This is a genomic window from Thermobifida alba (assembly GCF_023208015.1).
Lineage (GTDB): Bacteria > Actinomycetota > Actinomycetes > Streptosporangiales > Streptosporangiaceae > Thermobifida > Thermobifida alba.
Genome location: NZ_CP051627.1, coordinates 3,547,034 through 3,567,297, shown reverse-complemented (window position 1 = coordinate 3,567,297; position 20,264 = coordinate 3,547,034). Strand labels below are relative to the sequence as shown.

At 70.9% G+C, this 20,264-nt stretch carries 17 protein-coding genes; 9 read left to right on the top strand and 8 right to left on the bottom strand.

Features of this window, described 5'->3' with window-relative positions; all coding sequences use genetic code 11:
• Window positions 1-47: 47 nt before the first annotated feature.
• On the top strand, window positions 48-617 hold the full coding sequence (locus FOF52_RS15700) for an amino-acid N-acetyltransferase (protein WP_248590693.1): 570 nt from the start codon (window positions 48-50) through the stop codon (window positions 615-617).
• Here FOF52_RS15700 and FOF52_RS15695 read toward each other — a convergent pair.
• Window positions 614-3,751, bottom strand: coding sequence for a UvrD-helicase domain-containing protein (locus tag FOF52_RS15695; RefSeq protein WP_248590692.1), 3,138 nt, complete (start codon window positions 3,749-3,751; stop codon window positions 614-616). The genes FOF52_RS15700 and FOF52_RS15695 overlap by 4 nt on opposite strands.
• A 526-nt stretch (window positions 3,752-4,277) precedes the next feature.
• On the opposite strand from FOF52_RS15695, the gene FOF52_RS15690 reads away from it, so the two are divergent.
• The 4 genes from FOF52_RS15690 (at window position 4,278) to FOF52_RS15675 (ending at window position 8,945) form a co-directional block, all read left to right on the top strand.
• Window positions 4,278-4,523 (top strand): hypothetical protein, encoded by a 246-nt coding sequence (locus FOF52_RS15690; protein ID WP_248593887.1) that lies wholly within the window; start codon window positions 4,278-4,280, stop codon window positions 4,521-4,523.
• A 221-nt stretch (window positions 4,524-4,744) separates the two neighbouring features.
• Complete coding sequence (locus FOF52_RS15685) at window positions 4,745-5,074, top strand: histone-like nucleoid-structuring protein Lsr2 (RefSeq protein WP_248590691.1); 330 nt, start codon at window positions 4,745-4,747, stop codon at window positions 5,072-5,074.
• Between the two features lie 439 nt (window positions 5,075-5,513).
• Entirely contained in the window at window positions 5,514-8,012 is a 2,499-nt protein-coding gene (locus FOF52_RS15680; protein WP_248590690.1) for an ATP-dependent Clp protease ATP-binding subunit, read from the top strand.
• A gap of 165 nt (window positions 8,013-8,177) precedes the next feature.
• The gene (locus FOF52_RS15675) at window positions 8,178-8,945 is read left to right on the top strand and encodes a DUF3105 domain-containing protein (RefSeq protein ID WP_248590689.1); all 768 of its coding nucleotides are present in this window, start codon (window positions 8,178-8,180) and stop codon (window positions 8,943-8,945) included.
• Between the two features lie 13 nt (window positions 8,946-8,958).
• Here FOF52_RS15675 and FOF52_RS15670 read toward each other — a convergent pair whose 3' ends face one another.
• The gene (locus tag FOF52_RS15670) at window positions 8,959-9,834 is read right to left on the bottom strand and encodes an HhH-GPD family protein (RefSeq protein WP_248590688.1); all 876 of its coding nucleotides are present in this window, start codon (window positions 9,832-9,834) and stop codon (window positions 8,959-8,961) included.
• Window positions 9,835-9,955: 121 nt separating this feature from the next.
• Here FOF52_RS15670 and FOF52_RS15665 point away from each other — a divergent pair, with 121 nt between their 5' ends.
• Window positions 9,956-10,651 carry a hypothetical protein gene (locus tag FOF52_RS15665; protein WP_248590687.1) on the top strand — a complete coding sequence of 232 codons (696 nt, stop codon included), beginning with the start codon at window positions 9,956-9,958 and terminating at the stop codon, window positions 10,649-10,651.
• A 12-nt stretch (window positions 10,652-10,663) separates the two neighbouring features.
• Here the strand turns inward: FOF52_RS15665 and ygfZ are convergent, their stop codons facing one another.
• Both ygfZ and FOF52_RS15655 read right to left on the bottom strand, forming a co-directional pair.
• A complete protein-coding gene (gene ygfZ / locus FOF52_RS15660; protein WP_248590686.1) occupies window positions 10,664-11,695 on the bottom strand; it encodes a CAF17-like 4Fe-4S cluster assembly/insertion protein YgfZ in 1,032 nt (343 codons plus the stop codon).
• A gap of 319 nt (window positions 11,696-12,014) precedes the next feature.
• Complete coding sequence (locus FOF52_RS15655) at window positions 12,015-12,554, bottom strand: nitrobindin family protein (RefSeq protein WP_248590685.1); 540 nt, start codon at window positions 12,552-12,554, stop codon at window positions 12,015-12,017.
• 283 nt (window positions 12,555-12,837) lie between these two features.
• Between FOF52_RS15655 and FOF52_RS15650 the strand changes: the two genes are divergently transcribed.
• Window positions 12,838-13,608 carry a hypothetical protein gene (locus FOF52_RS15650; protein ID WP_248590684.1) on the top strand — a complete coding sequence of 257 codons (771 nt, stop codon included), beginning with the start codon at window positions 12,838-12,840 and terminating at the stop codon, window positions 13,606-13,608.
• Between the two features lie 27 nt (window positions 13,609-13,635).
• Here FOF52_RS15650 and FOF52_RS15645 read toward each other — a convergent pair whose 3' ends face one another.
• Window positions 13,636-14,310: a pyridoxine/pyridoxamine 5'-phosphate oxidase gene (locus tag FOF52_RS15645; RefSeq protein WP_248590683.1), complete on the bottom strand. Its 675-nt coding sequence runs from the start codon at window positions 14,308-14,310 to the stop codon at window positions 13,636-13,638.
• Between the two features lie 189 nt (window positions 14,311-14,499).
• Between FOF52_RS15645 and FOF52_RS15640 the strand changes: the two genes are divergently transcribed.
• Window positions 14,500-15,912 carry a PepSY-associated TM helix domain-containing protein gene (locus FOF52_RS15640; RefSeq protein WP_248590682.1) on the top strand — a complete coding sequence of 471 codons (1,413 nt, stop codon included), beginning with the start codon at window positions 14,500-14,502 and terminating at the stop codon, window positions 15,910-15,912.
• A 153-nt stretch (window positions 15,913-16,065) separates the two neighbouring features.
• Here the strand turns inward: FOF52_RS15640 and FOF52_RS15635 are convergent, their stop codons facing one another.
• On the bottom strand, window positions 16,066-16,632 hold the full coding sequence (locus FOF52_RS15635) for a hypothetical protein (RefSeq protein ID WP_248590681.1): 567 nt from the start codon (window positions 16,630-16,632) through the stop codon (window positions 16,066-16,068).
• 702 nt (window positions 16,633-17,334) lie between these two features.
• Window positions 17,335-18,525, bottom strand: coding sequence for a serine hydrolase domain-containing protein (locus FOF52_RS15630; RefSeq protein WP_248590680.1), 1,191 nt, complete (start codon window positions 18,523-18,525; stop codon window positions 17,335-17,337).
• Window positions 18,526-18,952: 427 nt separating this feature from the next.
• Between FOF52_RS15630 and FOF52_RS15625 the strand changes: the two genes are divergently transcribed.
• Window positions 18,953-19,285, top strand: a complete 333-nt coding sequence (locus FOF52_RS15625; protein ID WP_248590679.1) for a histone-like nucleoid-structuring protein Lsr2 — start codon at window positions 18,953-18,955, stop codon at window positions 19,283-19,285.
• 136 nt (window positions 19,286-19,421) lie between these two features.
• Here FOF52_RS15625 and FOF52_RS15620 read toward each other — a convergent pair whose 3' ends face one another.
• Window positions 19,422-20,243, bottom strand: a complete 822-nt coding sequence (locus FOF52_RS15620) for an SAM-dependent methyltransferase (protein ID WP_248590678.1) — start codon at window positions 20,241-20,243, stop codon at window positions 19,422-19,424.
• Window positions 20,244-20,264 lie beyond the last annotated feature (21 nt).

The following is a 20,264-nucleotide window of genomic DNA, read 5'->3' as shown; positions in this document are numbered from 1 at the left end:
CGGACGGCGCCGTGCCGTGTCCGGGATGCGGATAAGCTGACTCGGCTATGCCGACAGAAGAAGCGATCACCATACGCCGGGCGCGTACCCGCGACGTCGTCCACATCCGCAGGCTCATCGACCTGTTCAGCGGAGAACGCCGCGTCCTCTCCAAGAGCACGGTCACCCTGTACGAGGACGTCCAGGAGTTCTGGGTGGGCGAGCTCGACGACGGCAGGAGCAGGCGGGTCGTCGGCTGCGGTGCGCTGCACGTCCTCTGGGAGGACCTGGCCGAGGTGCGCACCGTCGCCGTCGACCCGGAGGTCCAGGGCCGCGGCGTGGGGCACCGCATCGTCTCCGCGCTGTTGGACACCGCCCGCGAACTCGGGGTGAGCCGGGTCTTCTGCCTCACCTTCGAGACGAAGTTCTTCGCCAAGCACGGCTTCGTCGAGATCAAGGGCACCCCCGTCTCCGCCCGCGTCTACGAGGAACTGCTGCGCTCCTACGACGAGGGCGTCGCCGAATTCCTCGGCCTGGACCGGGTCAAACCCAACACCCTCGGCAACGTCCGCATGCTGCTGCACCTGGACTCCCGCACCACCCCGGAAACCCCGGGCCCCCGGGGCGGCCGCGACTAGAGCAGCCGCAGCTGCCGGTCCTTCGGGCGCCTGCGGGTGGCGGACTCCGCGTCCACCGGCATGGTCAGCACCGGATCGATCGCGGCGAGGAACGGCGAGGCCGCGGCGTCGTACCCGCTTCCCCGCCGGGTGCGCCGACGGGCCCGGGACAGGTACAGCCGACGCTGCGCCCGGGTGAGGCCAACGAAGAACAGGCGGCGCTCCTCGGCCTCGTCGCCGCGCTCCTCCCCCGGGAAACGGAACGGCAGCAGCCCGTCCTCACAGCCCACCAGGAACACCACCGGGTACTCCAGCCCCTTGGCCGCGTGCAGGGTCAGCAGCGAGACCCGGTCGGCCCTCGGGTCCAGCGCGTCCACCTCGGCGCCCAGCGACAGCGCGGAGAGGAACTCCGACAGGTCCGACCCGCACCGCTCGGCCAGCGGGCTCACCAGCTCGCCGGCGGCCAGCAGGTTCGTCACCCGCCGCTCGTTGTCGCCGTAGCGGCGGCACAGCGCCCCCACGGCGGAGCGCACCCGGTCCACCACCGGCCCCTCCGGGTGGTGCGGCAGCTCGGCGGTGAGGAGCCGCATCTCCGGCCGGGACAGCAGGCGGTCGTGCGAGCGTTTCTGGAACGGGATGCCCGAGGTGTTGAACGCGCTGATGACCGCCTCGCTCTGGGCGTCGGTGCGGTACAGCACGCAGATGTCGTTGAAGGACAGCGAGTCGTCCCCGTCCTCGGTCACCCGGCCGCTGTCCAGCGAGTGCAGCGACGTGCCCCCGAGCAGGCGGTCGATGGCCCGCGCCACGAAGGACGCCTCGGCGTGCTCGTCGGCGGCCACGTGCACGCCGATCCGCGGCGCCTCCCCGAACTCCCCGACCGCGCGCAGCAGCCGCCCCGGCACCAGCGAGGCGGGGGCGATGGCCTGCACCGCCGCGTTCACGATGGTGGAGTTGGACCGGTAGTTGCGGGTCAGCTGGACCGTGCGGGCGCTCGGGTAGTCCTCGGTGAACCGCAGGAAGAACCCCACGTCGGCGCCGCGGAAACCGTAGATGGCCTGGTCGGGGTCGCCGATCGCGGTGAGGTTCGCCTCCGGCCCGGCCAGCAGCCGCAGCAGCGCGTACTGGGCCCCGTCGACGTCCTGGTACTCGTCCACGCTGATGTACGGCCAGCGGTTCCGGTAGTGCGCGACGAGCTCCTCGTCGCCGGACAGCAGCCGCACCGGGATCCGGATCAGGTCAGTGAAGTCCACCAGGCCCGCCTCCCGCAGCCGGGCCTCGAACCGCGCGACCTCCTCGTCGGTGTCGTGCGGCGCCGTGTCGCGGCGGGCCAGCAGCTGCCGCCCCCCGGCGGCGGAGCCCGCGACCTCGGCGGCGATCTCCTGCCGGAGGTTCTCGTCGACGACGGTGAAGTCCGCGTCCAGCCCGGCACGGTCGTGCTGTTCCCGCAGGATCAGCGCGCCCAGGCCGTGCAGGGTGGTGACGGTCATCGCCGCGGCCTGCTCGGCCAGCAGGGCGTGCAGGCGCTCCCGCAGCTCCTCGGCAGCCCGCCGGGTGAAGGTGATGGCCAGGCAGTGCTCGGCGGGGACCCCGCGTTCGGCCACCAGGTGCGCGATCCGGTGGGTCAGGGTGCGGGTCTTGCCGGTGCCGGGGCCGGCCACGATGAGCAGCGGCCCGGCCGTGTGCTCGGCCGCCGCGCGCTGGTCCGGGTCCAGACCGTCCAACAGGCTGTGCGTCCGGGGCCGTGCCGCGGTCTCCTCCGCCGAGAAGAGCGCGGGCTCGGCGGACTCGGCGGGCGCGGCGGGCGGTGCGGGACGGCGTGCGGCGGAGGGTTCGGGAGCCGGGTCCGGCTGGCGGGCCGGGGCGAGGTCGAGTTCGCTGAACAGCGCGAACATGTCGGCCTCGGCCCGCAGTTCGTCGGGGTGGAACATGCGGATGACGCCGTACTCGCCGTCGTAGCCGGCCTCGCGGACGACCTCGCCGCGCCGCAGCCGGGCGATCGCCTCACCGAGCAGTTCGCCGCCGACCCGGGTCACCTCGTCCAGCGGCGTCGAGGTCAGGATGGACAGTTCCGGTCCGAGGGCCGCCACCAGCCGCGTCACCTCGCCCATGACCCGTTTGCTCTTGGGGCCGACGCCCACGATCTCGCTGACGATCTCGGGAAGCGGGACCAGGCTGGTGAAGTCGGCGGCTCCCGGGACCCGGTAGCCCTCGGGCCGGTCGGCGAGTTCGCTCACCCGGTGGAACACGCCGACCGTGACCGGCTTTCCGCACACCGGGCAGCGTCCCCCGTGCTCCCGGGTGGCTTCCGGGTCGAAGCGGATTCCGCACTTGCGGTGCCCGTCCAGGTGGTATTTCCCCTCCTCGGGGAAGAACTCCACCGAGCCGCGGAACCCCTCCCCGGTCTCCAGCGCCCGGCGCACCGCGTAGTAGTCCAGATCGGTGTCGAACCGGGTCGCCTCACGCGCCAGCATCGGCGGCGAGTGCGCGTCGGAATTGCTGACCAGGGTGTAGGAGTCGAGCGACGACACCATCCAGTTCATGGCCGGGTCGCTGGACAGTCCGGTCTCCACCGCGAAGATGTGCTCGGCCAGGTCGGCGTAGCAGTCGGCGATGGAGTCGAATCCCGATTTGGAGCCCAGGGCGGAGAACCACGGCGTCCAGATGTGGGCGGGCACCAGATAGGAGCCCGGATCGCTGGAGAGGGTGATGTCCAGCAGGTCGCGGGAGTCCAGGCCCAGAATGGGACGGCCGTCGGAGGCGAGGTTGCCGATCTTGGCGAGGTCGGCGGTGATCGCCGCGGCGGCGTCGAAGGAGGGGGCGTAGAGGAGGTGGTGCACCTTGCGGGTGCGGTCGTCGCGTTTGTAGATCGTGGAGATCTCCACCGACAGCATGAACCGGGGCAGGGTGCGGCAGTGCGGCGGCAGGGTCCGCAGGATGCGCGACTCGATTTCGGGCCGCAGCCGGAACAGCCCCGGCTCGGCCGGGACCAGATCCCGTTCCAGATCGGCACGCCAGGCAGGGTGAGTGAAATCACCGGTTCCCACCAGGGCTATCCCCTTGCGGGCGGCCCACCAGGCGAGGTGTTCCAGGTCGCAATCCTTGCTGCACGCCCGCGAGTACTTGGAGTGGATATGCAGATCGGCGTGGAACTCCACGGCGAGGTCCTCTCAATGCCCAAGGCGGTGGGCGTCCCGGCGCACAGGCGTCGGGGGCCCGCCGGCCCGTCCGGTCACCCTGCAACGATCCCACAACTTCCCGGTGGGCCAGACCTTAAAGCCGGTTGGGGACGCGGGGCGATAGGGGGCGGTAATCTGTGCAATGAGGACAAGAAGTGGGTCCGGTCTTGTCCGGATAGGATGTTGCAGAACGCTTTGTGATCGTCTCCGGTTTAATACGGCGCGCGCGGAGCCGGGTGTTTGAGTTCCGTGACGGCTACCCGCTGTCGTCTTTTGGTCCTGTGTGTACGGGTGTTTTAGGCTGAGTGTGATCCCCGACGGACCTTTAGCCGCTTCTCCACGAGGGCTAAACGGGCAGGGTTCCCGGTGGAACAGCCCGCCGGCCCGCCTATGATGACCTGGGCCCGCCGTCGGTTGAACGGCCGTCGTGCCACGGGGCCGGCCGGACACCCCCCACCTGGGGCAATCACTGGACAAAGGAACGGCCAGGAGAAGGGTGCGTCTGATGTGGGACGTATTGTCAGCACTGATCCCTCCCGTTGTTGTCGCGACGGTGTTCTGTGTGGCCATCTACACGCTGCTGCGTAAGGAGATGGCGCCCAGGACTTCGGACGGCAGACCTGTGGGCGAGGAGGAATCGGCGGAGCAGCGGACACCGGGCGACAAAGCCGCCGCCGAGGACCGCGCAAAGGAGGCGCGGAGCGCTTCCGAAGAGGTTCGCGAACGCGGAGAAGAGAGCGGGGGAAGCTGAGCCGTACCCGAGGAATGCCGTACCGGGGTCGCGTTATGGACTTCCGGGCCGGAGCTGCCGGCCCGGTCCCGAACCTGCCGTGAATGTTTTTCCCGCCATCCTGCGGTCGGGTCGAAAGTAACTTTATTCGCGGCCGAGTGAATTGTCTTTCCTATGAGTGCGGTATAGCTTTATATTCAATGGCTTGTTAACGCGCTTCTCTGCCGGGAAAGGACTCAGGCATGGCACAAAAGGTGCAGGTGCTTCTCGTTGACGACCTCGACGGGAGTGAGGCCGACGAGACGGTCTCCTTCGGAATCGACGGCTCCTCCTACGAGATCGACCTCAGCGGCGACAACGCGGCCAAGCTCCGCGCCGCGCTCGAACCCTTCGTCAAGGCCGCCCGCAAGGCCCCGACCAAGCGGGCCACGCGCGGTAAGCAGCGCAGCGCGCCCAGTCGCGAGCGCAGCGCCGAGATCCGCGCCTGGGCCAGGGCCGCGGGCAAGCAGGTCAACGAGCGGGGCCGCATCCCGCAGGCGATCATGGACGAGTACCACGCCGCCCAGCGCTGACCCCCGCCCCCGCACCGGCTTCGCGCCGCGCCGCTGAGGGCGTGAACCACCTCCGCGGGGGCCGGTCCCGCCCCGGGGCTCCGGGAAGCGTGTTCGCTCAGAGCAAATAATCCTGCGAACCCGCATCACGGCCCGTGTTCTCTCTGGTCCCGGAGAGGCACGGGCCGTTCGCTTGCGGCGTACTCGGAACACATCCGGGGCGAACAGTAGTTGGATGAGGATGAACGCCCTATCGTCGGGGAAAGTCTCTTGGCACAGCACCGTGTGAAGAGATCGGTGGTGGGTGTATTCGTGTGGCCGTCCGGGGAGCCGGTCGGCGCGGTGTAGACGGGTGCGAAAGTGCCCCGGGGGTTCCCTTTCGCCTCGGGGGCCGATAGGCGGAAAAGTGAGGGTCGGAACTTCCGTCCCTGCCTGACCGCTCTGTGAGGAGCGACGAGACATGTTCGAGAGGTTTACCGACCGCGCACGGCGCGTGGTTGTCCTGGCGCAGGAAGAAGCCAGGATGCTCAACCACAACTACATTGGCACGGAGCACATCCTGCTCGGCCTCATCCACGAGGGCGAGGGCGTCGCCGCCAAGGCCCTGGAGAGCCTCGGCATCAGCCTCGAAGCCGTCCGCCAGCAGGTTGAGGAGATCATCGGGCAGGGGCAGCAGGCCCCGTCCGGCCACATCCCCTTCACCCCCCGTGCCAAGAAGGTCCTGGAGCTGTCGCTGCGCGAGGCGCTGCAGCTGGGACACAACTACATCGGCACCGAGCACATCCTGCTCGGCCTCATCCGCGAGGGCGAGGGCGTCGCCGCGCAGGTGCTGGTGAAGCTGGGCGCCGACCTCAACCGGGTGCGCCAGCAGGTCATCCAGCTGCTCCACGGCTACCAGGGCAAGGAGCCGCAGGCCGCCGGCACGGCCTCGGAGTCGGCGCCGTCCACCTCCCTGGTGCTGGACCAGTTCGGCCGGAACCTGACCCAGGCCGCCCGCGAGAGCAAGCTCGACCCGGTCATCGGTCGCGACAAGGAGATCGAGCGGGTCATGCAGGTGCTGTCGCGGCGCACCAAGAACAACCCGGTCCTGGTCGGCGACCCCGGTGTCGGAAAGACCGCGGTGGTCGAGGGACTGGCGCAGAAGATCGTCAAGGGCGAGATCCCCGAGACCCTCAAGGACAAGCAGCTCTACACGCTCGACCTGGGGGCCCTGGTCGCGGGCAGCCGCTACCGGGGTGACTTCGAGGAGCGGCTGCGCAAGGTCCTCAAGGAGATCCGCTCCCGCGGCGACATCATCCTGTTCATCGACGAGCTGCACACGCTGGTCGGCGCGGGCGCCGCCGAGGGCGCGATCGACGCGGCCTCCATCCTCAAGCCGATGCTGGCCCGCGGCGAACTGCAGACCATCGGCGCCACCACGCTGGACGAGTACCGCAAGTACCTGGAGAAGGACGCCGCGCTGGAGCGCCGCTTCCAGCCCATCCAGGTCGACGAGCCCACGATCTCCCACACCATCGAGATCCTCAAGGGCCTGCGCGACCGCTACGAGGCGCACCACCGGGTGTCCATCACCGACGGCGCACTGGTGGCCGCCGCGCAGCTGGCCGACCGCTACATCAGCGACCGCTACCTGCCGGACAAGGCCATCGACCTGATCGACGAGGCCGGGTCGCGCATGCGCATCCGCCGCATGACCGCCCCGCCGGACCTGCGCGAGTTCGACGAGAAGATCGCCAAGGTGCGGCGCGACAAGGAAGCCGCGATCGACGCCCAGGACTTCGAGCGGGCCGCCGCGCTGCGCGACGACGAGAAGCGGCTCCAGGCCAAGCGCGCCCAGAAGGAGAAGGAGTGGAAGGCCGGCGACATGGACAGCGTCGCCGAAGTGGACGAGGAGCTCATCGCCGAGGTCCTGGCCACCGCCACCGGCATCCCGGTCTTCCGGCTCACCGAGGAGGAGTCCTCCCGCCTGCTGCGCATGGAGGAGGAGCTGCACAAGCGCGTCATCGGCCAGGAGGACGCCATCAAGGCGCTCTCCCAGGCGATCCGGCGCACCCGTGCGGGCCTGAAGGACCCCAAGCGCCCCGGCGGCTCGTTCATCTTCGCCGGCCCGTCCGGTGTGGGTAAGACCGAGCTGTCCAAGACGCTGGCGGAGTTCCTGTTCGGCGACGAGGACGCGCTGATCCAGCTCGACATGAGCGAGTTCATGGAGAAGCACACCGTGTCCCGCCTCTTCGGCTCGCCTCCCGGCTACGTCGGCTACGAGGAGGGCGGCCAGCTCACCGAGAAGGTGCGGCGCAAGCCGTTCTCGGTGGTGCTGTTCGACGAGATCGAGAAGGCCCACGGCGACATCTTCAACTCGCTGCTCCAGGTGCTGGAGGAGGGGCGCCTCACCGACGCCCAGGGGCGCAACGTCGACTTCAAGAACACGATCATCATCATGACCACCAACCTGGGCACCCGGGACATCTCCAAGGGCCAGCCCATGGGCTTCGCGCGGATCGACGACACCAAGACCAACTACGACCGCATGAAGGCCAAGGTCAACGAGGAGCTCAAGCAGCACTTCCGGCCCGAGTTCCTCAACCGCGTGGACGACACGATCGTGTTCCACCAGCTGACCGAGAAGGAGATCTTCGCCATCGTCGACCTGATGGTCGCGCGGCTGGACGAGCGGCTCAAGGACCGCGACATGGGCATCGAGGTCCGGCCGAACGCCAAGAAGATCCTCGCCGAGCGGGGCTACGACCCGGTGCTGGGCGCCCGGCCGCTGCGCCGCACGATCCAGCGCGAGATCGAGGACACCCTGTCGGAGAAGATCCTCTACGGCGAGCTCAAGGCCGGCCAGATCGTCATCGTCGACGCCGAGGGCGAAGGCACCGAGGCCAAGTTCACCTTCCGCGGTGTGCCCAAGCCGCAGCCGGTGCCGGAGACCGCCGAAGTGGGCGCCCAGCAGGGCTGACCCCGCACCCGGCCCGCGCCGACCGGTACGCACCCGACACACGAGGAGGAGGGGCGGTCCACGGACCGCCCCTCCTCTCGTCCCCGCGGCCGCCACCCGTCGTGACCGATGGGTGACGGCAACCGGTCTGCGGGGGAAGGGTCAGTGGCGGTAGGGTCGACGGCTGTGACCCATCCTGCGCAGCAGCCTCCCGGCCCCCCGCCCCCGGGTGGAGGACCGCCCGGACCCCCGTTCCAGGGGCCTCCCCCTCACCAGGGGCCGCCCGGACCGCACGGGTGGCATCCGCCGGGCCCGTACCAGCAGCCCCCGGCCCGGCGCGGTTCCGGAGCGCTCGGCTGGATCATCGGCATCTCGGCGGGCGCGGTCGTCCTCGTCGCCGTCGCGGTGGTGGTGGTCGCCGTGGCCCTCAGAGACACCGGCGGAGCCGGCGGCAGCGGCGACCCGGGCCCCGGAAACCGCCCGGAAGCCGCCCGGGGGACGGAGGAGTCCGGAGACGTCCCCGGAACGCAGACCTTCGACGTCCCCTCCTACAACCACGTCGAGGGGATTGTGGACTACCCGCAGCACCCCCCGGTCGGCGGCGACCACAACGCCGTGTGGCTGAACTGCGGCGTCTACACCACGCAGGTGCCCGCGGAGAACGCCGTGCACTCCCTGGAGCACGGCGCGGTGTGGATCACCCACGACCCGGACCTCGACCCCGGACAGGTGGCGCTGCTGCACGGCCTGTACTCGGCGGGGGACTACGTCATCATCAGCCCGGTCCCGGACCTGCCCGCCCCGGTGGTGCTGTCCGCCTGGGGCAAGCAGCTCGCCGTGGACAGCCCCGAGGACACCCGGGTGGTCGACTTCCTCCGCGTCTACGAGCGGGGACCGCAGACCCCCGAACCCGGCGCCCCCTGCTCCGGCGGCCTGTCCGTGCAACCCAGCTGACCGGCGGGACCCGTCAGCTGGGCAGCGCGTACTCGCCCGTCTCCAGCGGGTCGACCAGGCCGTCGGCCACCAGACCGTCGAGGGCCCGCTCCCGCTGGGCCGCCTCGTCCCACACCGCGTCCAGCACGGACTTGGGCACCGGACCGGGAGCCTCCCGCAGCACCGCCAGCAGCCTGCCCCGCACCTGGCGGTCCGTCCCCTCGTAGCGCTGCCCGCGCCGCGGCGGACCGTCGTGCGGCGGCCTCCCGGCCAGCACCCACGCGCACCGGTCGACCACCGGGCAGTCCCCGCAGCGGGGAGAGCGGGCGGTGCACACCAGGGCGCCCAACTCCATCACCGCCACCCCCCAGCGCGCCGCCACCGCGGGCTCGGCGGGCAGCAGCGACTCGGCGAGCCGGTACTCGGCCCTGGTCGGCGCCTTGGGCGGATACTGCCTGCCGTTCACCAGGCGCTCCAGGACCCGCCGCACATTGGTGTCCAGCACGGCGTGCCGCTGCCCGAACGCGAAACTGGCCACCGCCGCCGCGGTGTAGACGCCCACCCCCGGCAGGGCCAGCAGGGCGTCGTGCGAGTCCGGCACCTCGCCGCCGTGCCGCTCCACGATCGCCGTGGCGCACGCGTGCAGCCGCAGCGCACGGCGCGGATAACCGAGGCGGCCCCACATCCGCACTGCCTCACCGGCGGAGTCGGCCGCCAGGTCCGCCGGCGTCGGCCAGCGCTCCAGCCACGCCAGCCAGGCGGGCAGGACCCGCGCCACCGGGGTCTGCTGGAGCATCACCTCACTCACCAGGACGCCCCACGGGGTCACGTCGGCGGAGCGCCACGGGAGGTCCCGGGCGTTGCCCTCATACCAGGCGAGAACTGCTGTGCAGTAGGGGTTTTCGGTCATAGACAATCAGAGTTCCAACGGCGGGTCGGGTAGGTGTAAAACCTCGAAAGCCGGGATACTTACGGTCATGGCTTCGGGACCGGTGAGCAGGGCGACATACTGGCGGCGGCGTGTCTTTCTGTTGGCGGGGCTACTCGCGGTACTGGCGCTGATCGTGTACGCTTGCCGCCCCTCCGACGACGAGGGGGAGGCGACCACCCCGGCGAGTTCCGGCTCCGACATCGAGGCGGGGGCCGCTTCCGACGGCGGGGAGCCGGCGGACCCCAGTATCCCAGCCTCTCCTCCGGACGACGCCGACGACGAGGAGGACGCGGACACCCCCGAGGAGGGGGGCGCGGGCGACGGCGGGTCCCCCTCCGGAGGCGGCGGGGACGGCTCCGTCTCCGGCGCCGCCTCGGACGGATCAGGCGGCGGCTCCCGGCCCGCCGCGGCCCCCTGCGGCCCCGAGGACGTGGTCGTGACCGTCCGCTCGGACCGGGAGGACTACGCCGCGGGCGTCCAGCCCACCTTCACCCTCACCCTGGTCAGCACCAGCCCGGAGAACTGCACGGCCCAGGTGGGCACCGAAACCCTGGAACTGCGCATCACCTCCGGGGACGACCGCATCTGGTCCAGCGTCGACTGCGTCGGGGAGCCGACCGCCGAGCCGGTGGAACTGCACCGGGGCGTCCCCCACACCGTGGAGATCACCTGGGACCGCACCCGCTCCTGGCCGGACTGCCGGGAGATCTTCTCCTCCGCCCTTCCCGGCACCTACGTGGCCAAGGCGTACAGCGACTACGAGACCGCCGGGTCCCAGGTGTTCCGACTCCACTGACCCGGGGCCGGGTCAACTGGGGCGCCGCCGCAGCGAGATCTGCGCGTTGGCGCCGGTGTCGGGGCTGACCACCACCTCCTGGCCGGCGGCGATGCCGTCCACGACGAACTCCGCGTCCACCGGGACGGTCCGCTTGACCAGTCCCAGCGCGATGGGACCCAGTTCGAAGTGGCGGGCGGAGGAGCCGACAAACCCCACGGAGCGGCCGTCGAGTTCGATGGCCGCTCCGCGCTCGGGCAGCCGCTCGGCGGTGCCGTCCAGGTGCAGCATCACCAGGCGGCGCGGTGGACGGCCCAGGTTGTGCACGCGTGCCACCGTCTCCTGGCCCGGGTAGCAGCCCTTCTCCAGGTGCACGGCCGAGCCGATCCAGCCCATCTCGTGGGCGATCGCGCGGTGGTCGGTGTCCAGCCCGAGCCGGGGCCGGTGCGTGGCGATCCGGCGCGCCTCGTAGGCCCACAGCCCCGCGGGACGGGCCCCCGCGGCGGTCAGGGCGTCGGTGACGGCCGCCAGCGCCTCGGCCGGGAGGAAGAGGTCGGTCTCGTCCACGGTGGAACGCAGCACGGTCTCGGCGGGCAGGGCGTCGCGGACCGCGTCCAGGACGGTCGCGCGCTCGGGGCCCACGACGGTCACGACCGCGCGCTCGGCGCTGAGGTCCGCCACCTCCACCCGCAGCATGAACCGCATGGACTCCAGGAACGCGACGAGGTCGGCGGCGGTCCCCGGTTCCACGTGGGCCCACAGCGCGGTGCCGTCGTCCACGACGGACAGGTGGTGCTTGATCCGGCCGTTGGCGTCCAGCACCAGGGTCTCGGTGGCGGTCCCGGGGGCCAGGTCCCGGAGGTGCTGGCTGGTGAGGTCGTTCAGCCAGCCCAACCGGTCGGGGCCCGCGACGCGCACGACGCCCCGGTTGCTCCGGTCGACCCAGCCCGAGCCGCGTTCCAGGGCGCGTTGCTCCTGGGCGGGCTCCCCGTAGTGGGCGGCGATGTCGGTGTCGGGCGTCTCGGCGGCCACCGCGCCGGGACGCGTGAGCAGCGGCGAAGTCATATCTGTGAGCCTATGCCCCCGCGGCGGCCGGATGGGCGGACACCTGGCCCGAACACCGGGCAGCCCGCCCGGAAAAAAAGTGTTTGCCCTGATCACCCTGGTACGCGTAACGTCGGAGGCACGCGAGAAAGGAGGTGGTCCGAAAGTGATTTCTTTGCGGACACGCGAGGTGTTCGCCCGCTAGGGCGACCACGATCGGATCGCCCAGGCGAATCCACGGTGGACACCCGGACCCTCGGGTGGCCGGCCTTGTCCGACCGGCCCCGGCGCACGCCGGACAAGACGCCCGAGGGTCTGCCTATGCCCGGACGCCTCCCGCTCACGACCTTGCGGCGACCCGCTTCAACTGGGCGGACATGTACGGCTGGAGTTCGTTGCCGTCGGCGGCCAGGTCCCAGGCGTACCCCAGGGTCTCGCGGTTGTCGCCGAACAACCCGTACAGTCGGTGGCCCGCGGCGGCCGGAAGCCCCGTCTCCGTGCGCATGACCACGTCGGTGCGCATCTCCACGCGGTGCGCGAAGACGGTGCCGAGGTAGACCTCGCTGAACCCCTCGGGGTGGGAGATGAGCGCCTCCAGGTGGACGGGCGGCTGCTCGGGGTCCTGCTGCTGCGCGGATTCGCCCAACCGGACCCGCCAGTACCCCGACTCCGAGGTCACCGGCTCTCCCAGGGAACCGTCCTCGTTGACCCGCCACACCCTGCTCCGGTAGTTCAGGTAGGGGTGGCCGTCATGGGTGAACTCGATCTCCTGACCGAACCGGAATTCCTCGACGCCCGGATAGCCCGCGACGCCGACTCCCTCCCACCGGCCCAGCAGGAACGACAGTTTGGCCAGTTCCGGATGAATCTCAGGCTGCATAGTGTCCGAGGGTAGCGGTGGCGGAGCGGTCGTCCGTACCCGCCGCGGTACCGCGGCGGAGCGGACACCATCCCGCCCACCACGGTCTTCGCCTTTTTCTCCGGTGCCGTCCACCCGTCATTCGCGCGGGCGTCGCCCGTCTCCGGTATCACTGGAGGCGTTCGCCGATAAGGCCGTTGTGGCCCGATCCCGCGACAGATCCTGGTAAAGAAGTAGGGAACGGACAAGGAGCACGGACCACGGGCGGCCCGCGCAGAACGACAACGGAGAAGAGGCGGCTTCCATGCTGGTGATCGGAATTGCCCTCCTTGTCTGCGCGGCGATTCTGGCGTCCGCAGGCTTCCTCGCCCTCCGGCGCTGGCTGCAGCGGCGCGCGCTCGCCGCGCTGCGGCCCGGGGCGTTCACCGCGCTGGCCGGCAGCGAGGTCACCCTGCACGGCCTGGCGGCGGCCGGACCGACGGGGACCACGGAGTCCCGGCTGGCCGGAGTGGAGTGCGTCTGGCACGGCCACGAGGTGGTGCGCCACTACGCCACCTGGCGCACCCTGGAGGAGACCGGCGAGCGGGAGCAGGTGCTGGGCGACGACTCGATCGCCGACTACGGGTCCGCGGACCTGTTCGCCCTCACCGGCCCCGACGGGGGGCGGCCGGGCGAGCAGCCGATCCTGGTGGACCCGGGAGAGGCGGACACCACCCGGGTGAACCTGTGCCTCCAGCGTGTCGTCAGCCGCCCGCAGCGGGGCGTCCCCGCCCCGGCCGACGACCTGCTGGGCCGGGTCAAGGGCCGCATCTCCGGGATCTTCCGGGGCGAGACGATCGAGTTCGAGTACCGGGAACGCGCCATCCGGGTGGGCGACCCCCTGGTCGTGCGGGGCCGGGTGGAACTGCGGGACGGCCACCCGGTCCTGGTGGCGCCCGACGACGGCCGCCTCAGCATCGAACACGGCGAGGCCGTGCCGCCCGCCGAGACCGGGCGGCCCCTCGGCGCCCTGCTGCTGGGCGGCGGGGCGCTGGTGTCGGCGCTGGCGGGGCTGCTGCTCCTGCTGGTCGGCTGAGCCGCCGCTCCCGGCCGCGGCAGGGAGTCACGGGCGCAGCAGGGTGCGCCTCCACTCCCCGGACAGCTCCCGGTCGTAGCGCAGCCGGATGTGCCGACGGTCCGGGGAGGCCTGCCAGAACTCCACGCTCTCGGGTTGCAGGGTGTAGAGCGTCCAGGTGGGCGAGACCGTGTCGGGAGCCGCCGCGATCCGCTCCCGTTCCCGGGCCACCGCCGCGGCGCGCTCCTCCGCCGAGACGAGCGGTTCGCTCTGGCCGCCCACGAGAGCCTCGGCACGCGCCTCGGGGGAGCGGGCCAGGAAGTCCGCTGCGCTGCGCTCCGGCGGTTCGGGCACCACCGGTCCGCGGGCCCGGATCTGACGGCCCTGCTTCGGCCAGTAGCAGGCGATCGCCGCGTTCGGGTTGGCGGCCAGGTCGCGGCCCTTGGGGCTGGTGGAGTCGGAGGCGAAGCGCCACCCCGACTCGTCGACGTCCTTGAGGATCAGGAACCGGGAGGAGGGGCGGCCCGCGGCGTCGGCGGTGGCCAGGTTCACCACGTGCGGTTCGGGCACCCCCGACCGCAGGGCCTCCTCCAGCCACTCGACGAACAGCGCCACCGGGCTGTCGGGGGCCCGGTCCGGGGCGAACTCGGGCAGTTCGGTGGCGAACGTGGGGATCGCGCGCAGACGGTCGCGCAGCGGGACGCGGTCGGTGTGGTCGCTCATGGTTTCCGATTCTCGCCTTTTCCGCGGCCGAGAACACGTTTTTCATGGGGGCGGGACGGCAGTGGCGGCGGACGCCTTGTTTAACTCTGGGTAGTTGTACGACAATTCACAGTGAATGACCGTCGTGTGGGGGAACGTGCGGAGTCATTCCGTCCTGTCCACTGTGGGGGCACATACCGAAGGAGAAGCATGTCCACACAGGAACACGCCCCACGGCCCTCCGAAACAGGAACGGCTTCCCGGCCGTCCGGGGACACCCCGCCGACGTCGGTGTGGCCACCGCTCCGAGCGCTCGTCCTCCGCCTGCACTTCTACGCCGGAGTCCTGGTCGCGCCGTTCATCGTGGTCGCCGCGGTGACCGGTCTGCTCTACGCCTACACCCCGCAGCTGGAGCAGTGGATGTACGCCGACCAGCTGCGCGTGGCGGACCAGGGGCAGCCGCTCCCGGTCAGCATGCAGGTCGAAGCCGCGCTGGAGGCCCACCCCGAGGGCAGCCTCAGCGCGATCCGCCTCGGCGGCCCCGAGGACAGCACCCGGGTCATGTTCGACGTCGACGGCCTGGGGGAGAGCGTGCGCTCCAGCGTCTTCGTCGACCCCTACACCGGCGAGGTGCTCGGCACCCTGGAGGTCTACGGCAACAGCGGCGCGCTGCCGGTGCGCACCTGGATCAGCATGCTCCACCGCCACCTGCACCTGGGCGAGGTCGGCCGCCTCTACAGCGAACTGGCCGCCAGCTGGCTGTGGGTGGTGGCGCTGGGCGGCGTCGTCCTGTGGGTGGGACGCGGCCGCACCGGCGCCCGGGTGCGGCGCGTCCTGCTGCCCGAGCGGGGCGCCGCCGGACGGCGCAGGACGATGTCCTGGCACGGAGCCGTGGGCGTGTGGGCGCTGGTCGGCGTCCTGGCGCTCGCGGCCACCGGACTGACCTGGTCCGCCCACGCCGGGCAGAACATCGGCACCCTCCGCCAGGCGCTGAACTGGCAGACCCCCTCGCTGAGCGCGGAGGTCTTCGAGGAGGGGCACCACGGCGAGGGCGGCGCGGCCGCCGGGGACGGCCACGGACACCACCACCTCGCCGTCAGCGTGGACCAGGTGGTGGGCGCGGTACGCGAAGCGGGCCTCGACGGGCCGATCGAGGTGACGTACCCGGCGTCGGAGACCCAGGCGTACAAGGTCGCCGAGACCGGCCGGGAGTGGCCGGTCCAGCAGGACTCGGCCCTGGTCGACCCCATGACGGGGGAGGTCGTCGACGTGCTGCGGTTCGATGACTACCCGTTCATGGCCAAGATGACCACCTGGGGCATCGCCGCGCACATGGGGCTGCTGTTCGGCCTGCCCAACCAGGTGGCGCTGACCGCCCTGGCGCTGGGCGTCCTGTTCCTGATCGGGTGGGGCTACCGGATGTGGTGGCAGCGCCGCCCCACCACGCGCGAACGGTTCGCCCTGGGACGGCCGTTCCCGCGGGGCGCCTGGCGCCGACTGCCCCTGTGGGCGAAGGCCGTGGCGGTCGCGGTGGCCGTCGCCCTGGGGTGGCTGATGCCCGTCTGGACGGTCTCCCTGGTGGGCTTCCTCGTCATCGACGCGGTCGCCGCCAGGAGCGCCTGACCCCCTGAACGTGCCGCCGGGGGCGACGGGTCCGTGGTTGCGAGGCCCCCGGCGGCACTGCCGTCCGCACGGCCGCCGCGGCAGACCGGACAGGCACGGATCGGGCACGCGACTCGGCGGTCGGACCGGCGCCGGGACGGGCGCCGCGTCGGCTCAGGGCTCGGGACGCCGGGACGCGGGGGTGGGGGTGTCCCCGCCTCCCAGTTCCAGCCTGCGCCAGGCGGTGGCCCAGCGGCGGTACTCCTCGTCGGTGCCTCCGCAGGCGATGATGAACGCCTCGACGAGGGGGAGTTTAGGCAGCTTGTCCTGGCTCAGAGCGGTGTGGAACGAGGTGGCGGAGCACCGGTTGCCGCAGTTCTGCTGCATCCTCCGGTAGGAGGGGGTGCCCGCCCAGCGGCGGAAGAGACGCATGGCCGCCACGAACTCCGCTGGAGTGGTGGCGGTCATGGGGTCGGGTCGGTTGTCGTGTCCGTCCAGGTCGGGGACTGCCGTGGGAGGGGACGACCGGCTCGGCTCCCCGCGTCCCCGCGTGTCCCGGGGACGGCGGTTCACCTCGTCCTCGGGGACGGGGATCAGCGGTACCTCGCCGTAGAACATCCCGTCGGAGCCGCGCCGCACCCGTTTGGGGAGGGCGTCGGGCGCGACCCGGTAGACGGTCGAGGGCGCGGACCGGCGCAGTGAGGGGTGTGGTCCGCTGGGACTGAGCAGGTCGGAGGTCATCCTCGTACCTCCCGGACTCCGGCGGACGCGCTGGTGCTGGGACAAACGATCACGGAGTCTCCACTCCTTGGTCGTGAAAGTGAATGGGTCGCCTGCCCGGACACGACCCGGAAAGGGCGGGCCGTCGCCGTGAGGAAGAGACGGTGAATCCCTTCACGAAAAGTTGAGCCGTGGGAAAGAAGTTACCGGAACGGTCGTGCGACGCAATCCCCGGCACAAGGGATGAGTCCGCTATGTCCGGTCTGAATATTCGCTGGGCGGGGCGGCCGGTCCGCGTAGCCGGTTCAGCGGCGCCGGTATCCGTGCACGTCGGTGCTCCGAGGTGTCCGATTCTGTCCGAATGCGTTCTGAAGAGTTCCGTGCCGTCCGTGGGCTGCGCGGGCGGAGCGGATCGGTTGAAGATGGCACGAAACAAAAACGAAGGAGAGCGGAACCCTTTACGGTACGACCCTATGGTGTTTTCCGGGTGACTGGAACAGCCCGGATTTCCCCTTCCGACGCGGCGACGACCGCGCCCGACACGGCGCGGCCCGAAAGGGGGCGCCTCCCGATCCCACGCCCCCGAACGGACCCGGAGCCCGGACCGAAAGGCCCGCGGCGGAGGACACTCCTCGGCCTTCGGGACCACGCGGTCGCCGGACCGCGGTGCCGGGGCAGCGAACGGGCCCGCGGCCGCCAGACGGACCGGCGGCTGAACCGCCCTCAGTCCTCGATCGCCTGGTAGACCGAGACCCAGAAGTCGGAGAAGAGCCGGGGCGAATGCGGGGAGTCCAGGCCCAGCTGGGTCAGCAGGACGCCTGCCAGGCCCTCCTCGGGGTCGGCGTAGCCGGTGGTGCCCCAGCCGCCCGACCAGCCGAACCGGCCCACAGACCCCTCCAGCAGGTCACGGCGCAGCGTCACGGCCAGCCCGAAGCCCCACCCGGCGTGGTCGTCCAGCACCACCCTCGCACCCGCCCGCTGCTCCGGGGTGAGCTGGTTGGTGGTCATCAACTCCACCGAACGGCGGGACAGCACCCGCTCGTCCCCGTGGCGGCCCCCGTCCAGCAGCATCCGCAGGAACGCCAGACAGTCGTCGGCGGTCGAGAGGAGCCCGGTGCTGCCCGAGGCGAAGACCGGCGGACGGTGCCAGTCGTGGGCGTCCGCCACCTCCACGGGCGTGCCGGTGCGCGGATCGGTGAGATAGCACGGAGGCAGCGGTTCCGTCCGCTCCGCCGGCAGGTGGAAGCCGGTGTCGCGCATCCCCAGCGGGTCGAGGACCCGTTCCCGCAGGAAGGACTCCAGCGGCTGGCCGGCGGCACGCTCGATCAGCACCCCCAGGACGTCGAAGCCGGTGTGGTACAGCCACGCCTCACCGGGCTGGCACGCCAGCGGCAGCTCCCCCAGCCGCCGCAGGAACTCGTCGGCGGAGTGCGGGAACGGAACCGGACCGGGAGAGAGCCCGGCCTCGTCCATCGCCCGCTGGATCGGCGTGTCCGGCGGATCGGCCACCAGACCGAAACCGCACCGGGAGGTCAGCAGGTCCCGCAGGGTGAGGGGACGCCGCGCGGGAACGGTGTCGTCCAACGGGCCGTCGACCCGCCGCAGCACCCTGCGGTCGGCCAGTTCGGGCAGGAACGGGTCCACCGGGTCGTCCAGGCGCAGGCGGCACTCCTCCACCAGGACCATCGAGGCCGCCGCGACGATCGGCTTGGTCATCGACGCGATGCGGAAAACCGTGTCGCGGCGCATCGGAACCGTCCCCCCGACCGCCGTCGTGCCGACCACCTCGACGTGCGTCTCGCCCCGGCGGTGCACCAGCGCCACCAGGCCGGGCAGCGCACCACGCGCGACATGGGCGGACAGGGCCCGGCGCAGACGGCCGAGACGGGAGGGCGAGAATCCATCGGTGCCCACGAACGCTCCTCACGGCATTCCTCGATACGGGGTTCCGGGCGATCACCCTAATATCCGCGACCGCGGAAGACGACCGTATTTCCCGCGCGGGAACCCGGCCTCCGGGACACGGTGTCCGGTGCGGCGCTTCCCCCACCGGACCCCGATCGCGGACGGAAAGCCGCGACGGACCGTCCGGCGCGGCCGATCAGCGGGATCCGTTCCGGCGGCCCAAGACCGGGCCCGAGGACACCGCAAAGCGGGAAGCCGGTCTCCCGGCCACGGAACCCGGTATCCGCGGGGCCGGAACACGTGCAACAATTCTGTTGTTTTCAGGGGTACTGGACCAGTGGATCTCCCTCCCAGGTTTGAGCTCCGTGCTCAGGGGATGAAGGGGGAGTACTGGCCGACGAGGCCAATTGCTTTCCGGTTTTCTCAGGAGAGATTCATGGCACAGAAAGTCCAGGTCCTTCTCATTGATGACCTTGACGGGAGTGAGGCCGAGGAGACAGTCACGTTCGCGCTCGACGGCTCCTCCTACGAGATCGACCTCAGCAGTTCCAACGCCAAGCGGCTGCGTGAGGAACTCGCTCCGTTCATCGAGGCCGCCCGCAGGGTTCCGAGCAGGCGAAGTGCGCCCAAGAGCAAGCAGCGGACGGTACTCAGCAGGGAGAGGAGTGCGCAGATCCGTGCCTGGGCGCAACAGCAGGGCAAGCAGATCAGTGAACGCGGCCGCATCCCGAAGGCCATCGTGGAGGAATACGAGGCCGTCCACGGGTGAGCGGTGGCGCCCGGCAACCGTGAAGGGGACGTGATATACCGTCCCCTTCACGGTTTTTGGGAAACCGTTGTACTGCTGTGCGGCGGACTCCTCGGCCCGCCGCGCGGAAACGGCGGAGACCGGCGGGAGGCTCCGTTCAGGACTTCTTGAGGGCGATTCCGGCCATTCCCAACTGCTCCCCGGGGGTGAGGCTGTCGGGATCGACCGGCTCGTCGGGACGCCACAGCGCGGTGTAGACGACACCCGGCTCCACCAGTTCGAAGTCGCCGAACTGGCGCTCGATCTCGGCCGGGGTGCGCGCCCAGCCCTCCTCCAGGTTCTCCCGGGTGATACGGGCCAGCTCCTGCTGCGCGGGAAGCCCCGTGTCCACCAGCGAGGTGATGAACAGGTAGCTGCCCGGCGCCAGCACCTCCCGGTAGGCCGCCACCACCGGGTCGACGACCTCGGGGGACAGGTAGTGCAGCATGCCCACCAGCATGATCGCGGCGGGACGGTCGAAGTCGATCATGCGGGTCACGTCGGGGTGGCCGAGGATGACCTCCGGCTCCCGCACGTCGCCGGTGAACACCGAGGTGTTGGGGTTCTTCGCCAGCAGCGCCCGGCCGTGGGTGAGCACCATCGGGTCGATGTCCACGTAGACGACACGCGCGTCGGGGTTGACCGCCTGGGCGACCTCGTGGGTGTTCTGCACGGTGGGCAGCCCGCTGCCCAGGTCCAGGAATTGATCGATGCCGGCCTCGCCGGCGAGGAACCGCACCCCGCGGACGAGCACCTTGCGGTTCTCCACGGCGGACTCCTTGAGCCCGGGGATGTGCTGGCAGGCGTAGTCGGCCAGGGCGCGGTCGGCGGCGAAGTTGTCCTTGCCGCCGAGCAGTGCGTCGTAGGCGCGGGCGATGGTGGGCTTGTTGAAGTCGAGTTCGGGGGGCGGCCACACGGTCTCGTAGCGGTCGTCACTCATCAGCGCGATCCTCGTCCACGT

Coding starts and splice junctions, on each gene's coding strand:
- FOF52_RS15700 (WP_248590693.1), top strand. CDS start 48: ATGCCGACAGAAGAAGCGATCACCATACGCCGGGCGCGTACCCGCGAC.
- FOF52_RS15690 (WP_248593887.1), top strand. CDS start 4,278: ATGTGGGACGTATTGTCAGCACTGATCCCTCCCGTTGTTGTCGCGACG.
- FOF52_RS15685 (WP_248590691.1), top strand. CDS start 4,745: ATGGCACAAAAGGTGCAGGTGCTTCTCGTTGACGACCTCGACGGGAGT.
- FOF52_RS15680 (WP_248590690.1), top strand. CDS start 5,514: ATGTTCGAGAGGTTTACCGACCGCGCACGGCGCGTGGTTGTCCTGGCG.
- FOF52_RS15670 (WP_248590688.1), bottom strand. CDS start 9,834: ATGACCGAAAACCCCTACTGCACAGCAGTTCTCGCCTGGTATGAGGGC.
- ygfZ (WP_248590686.1), bottom strand. CDS start 11,695: ATGACTTCGCCGCTGCTCACGCGTCCCGGCGCGGTGGCCGCCGAGACG.
- FOF52_RS15655 (WP_248590685.1), bottom strand. CDS start 12,554: ATGCAGCCTGAGATTCATCCGGAACTGGCCAAACTGTCGTTCCTGCTG.
- FOF52_RS15650 (WP_248590684.1), top strand. CDS start 12,838: ATGCTGGTGATCGGAATTGCCCTCCTTGTCTGCGCGGCGATTCTGGCG.
- FOF52_RS15645 (WP_248590683.1), bottom strand. CDS start 14,310: ATGAGCGACCACACCGACCGCGTCCCGCTGCGCGACCGTCTGCGCGCG.
- FOF52_RS15640 (WP_248590682.1), top strand. CDS start 14,500: ATGTCCACACAGGAACACGCCCCACGGCCCTCCGAAACAGGAACGGCT.
- FOF52_RS15635 (WP_248590681.1), bottom strand. CDS start 16,632: ATGACCTCCGACCTGCTCAGTCCCAGCGGACCACACCCCTCACTGCGC.
- FOF52_RS15625 (WP_248590679.1), top strand. CDS start 18,953: ATGGCACAGAAAGTCCAGGTCCTTCTCATTGATGACCTTGACGGGAGT.
- FOF52_RS15620 (WP_248590678.1), bottom strand. CDS start 20,243: ATGAGTGACGACCGCTACGAGACCGTGTGGCCGCCCCCCGAACTCGAC.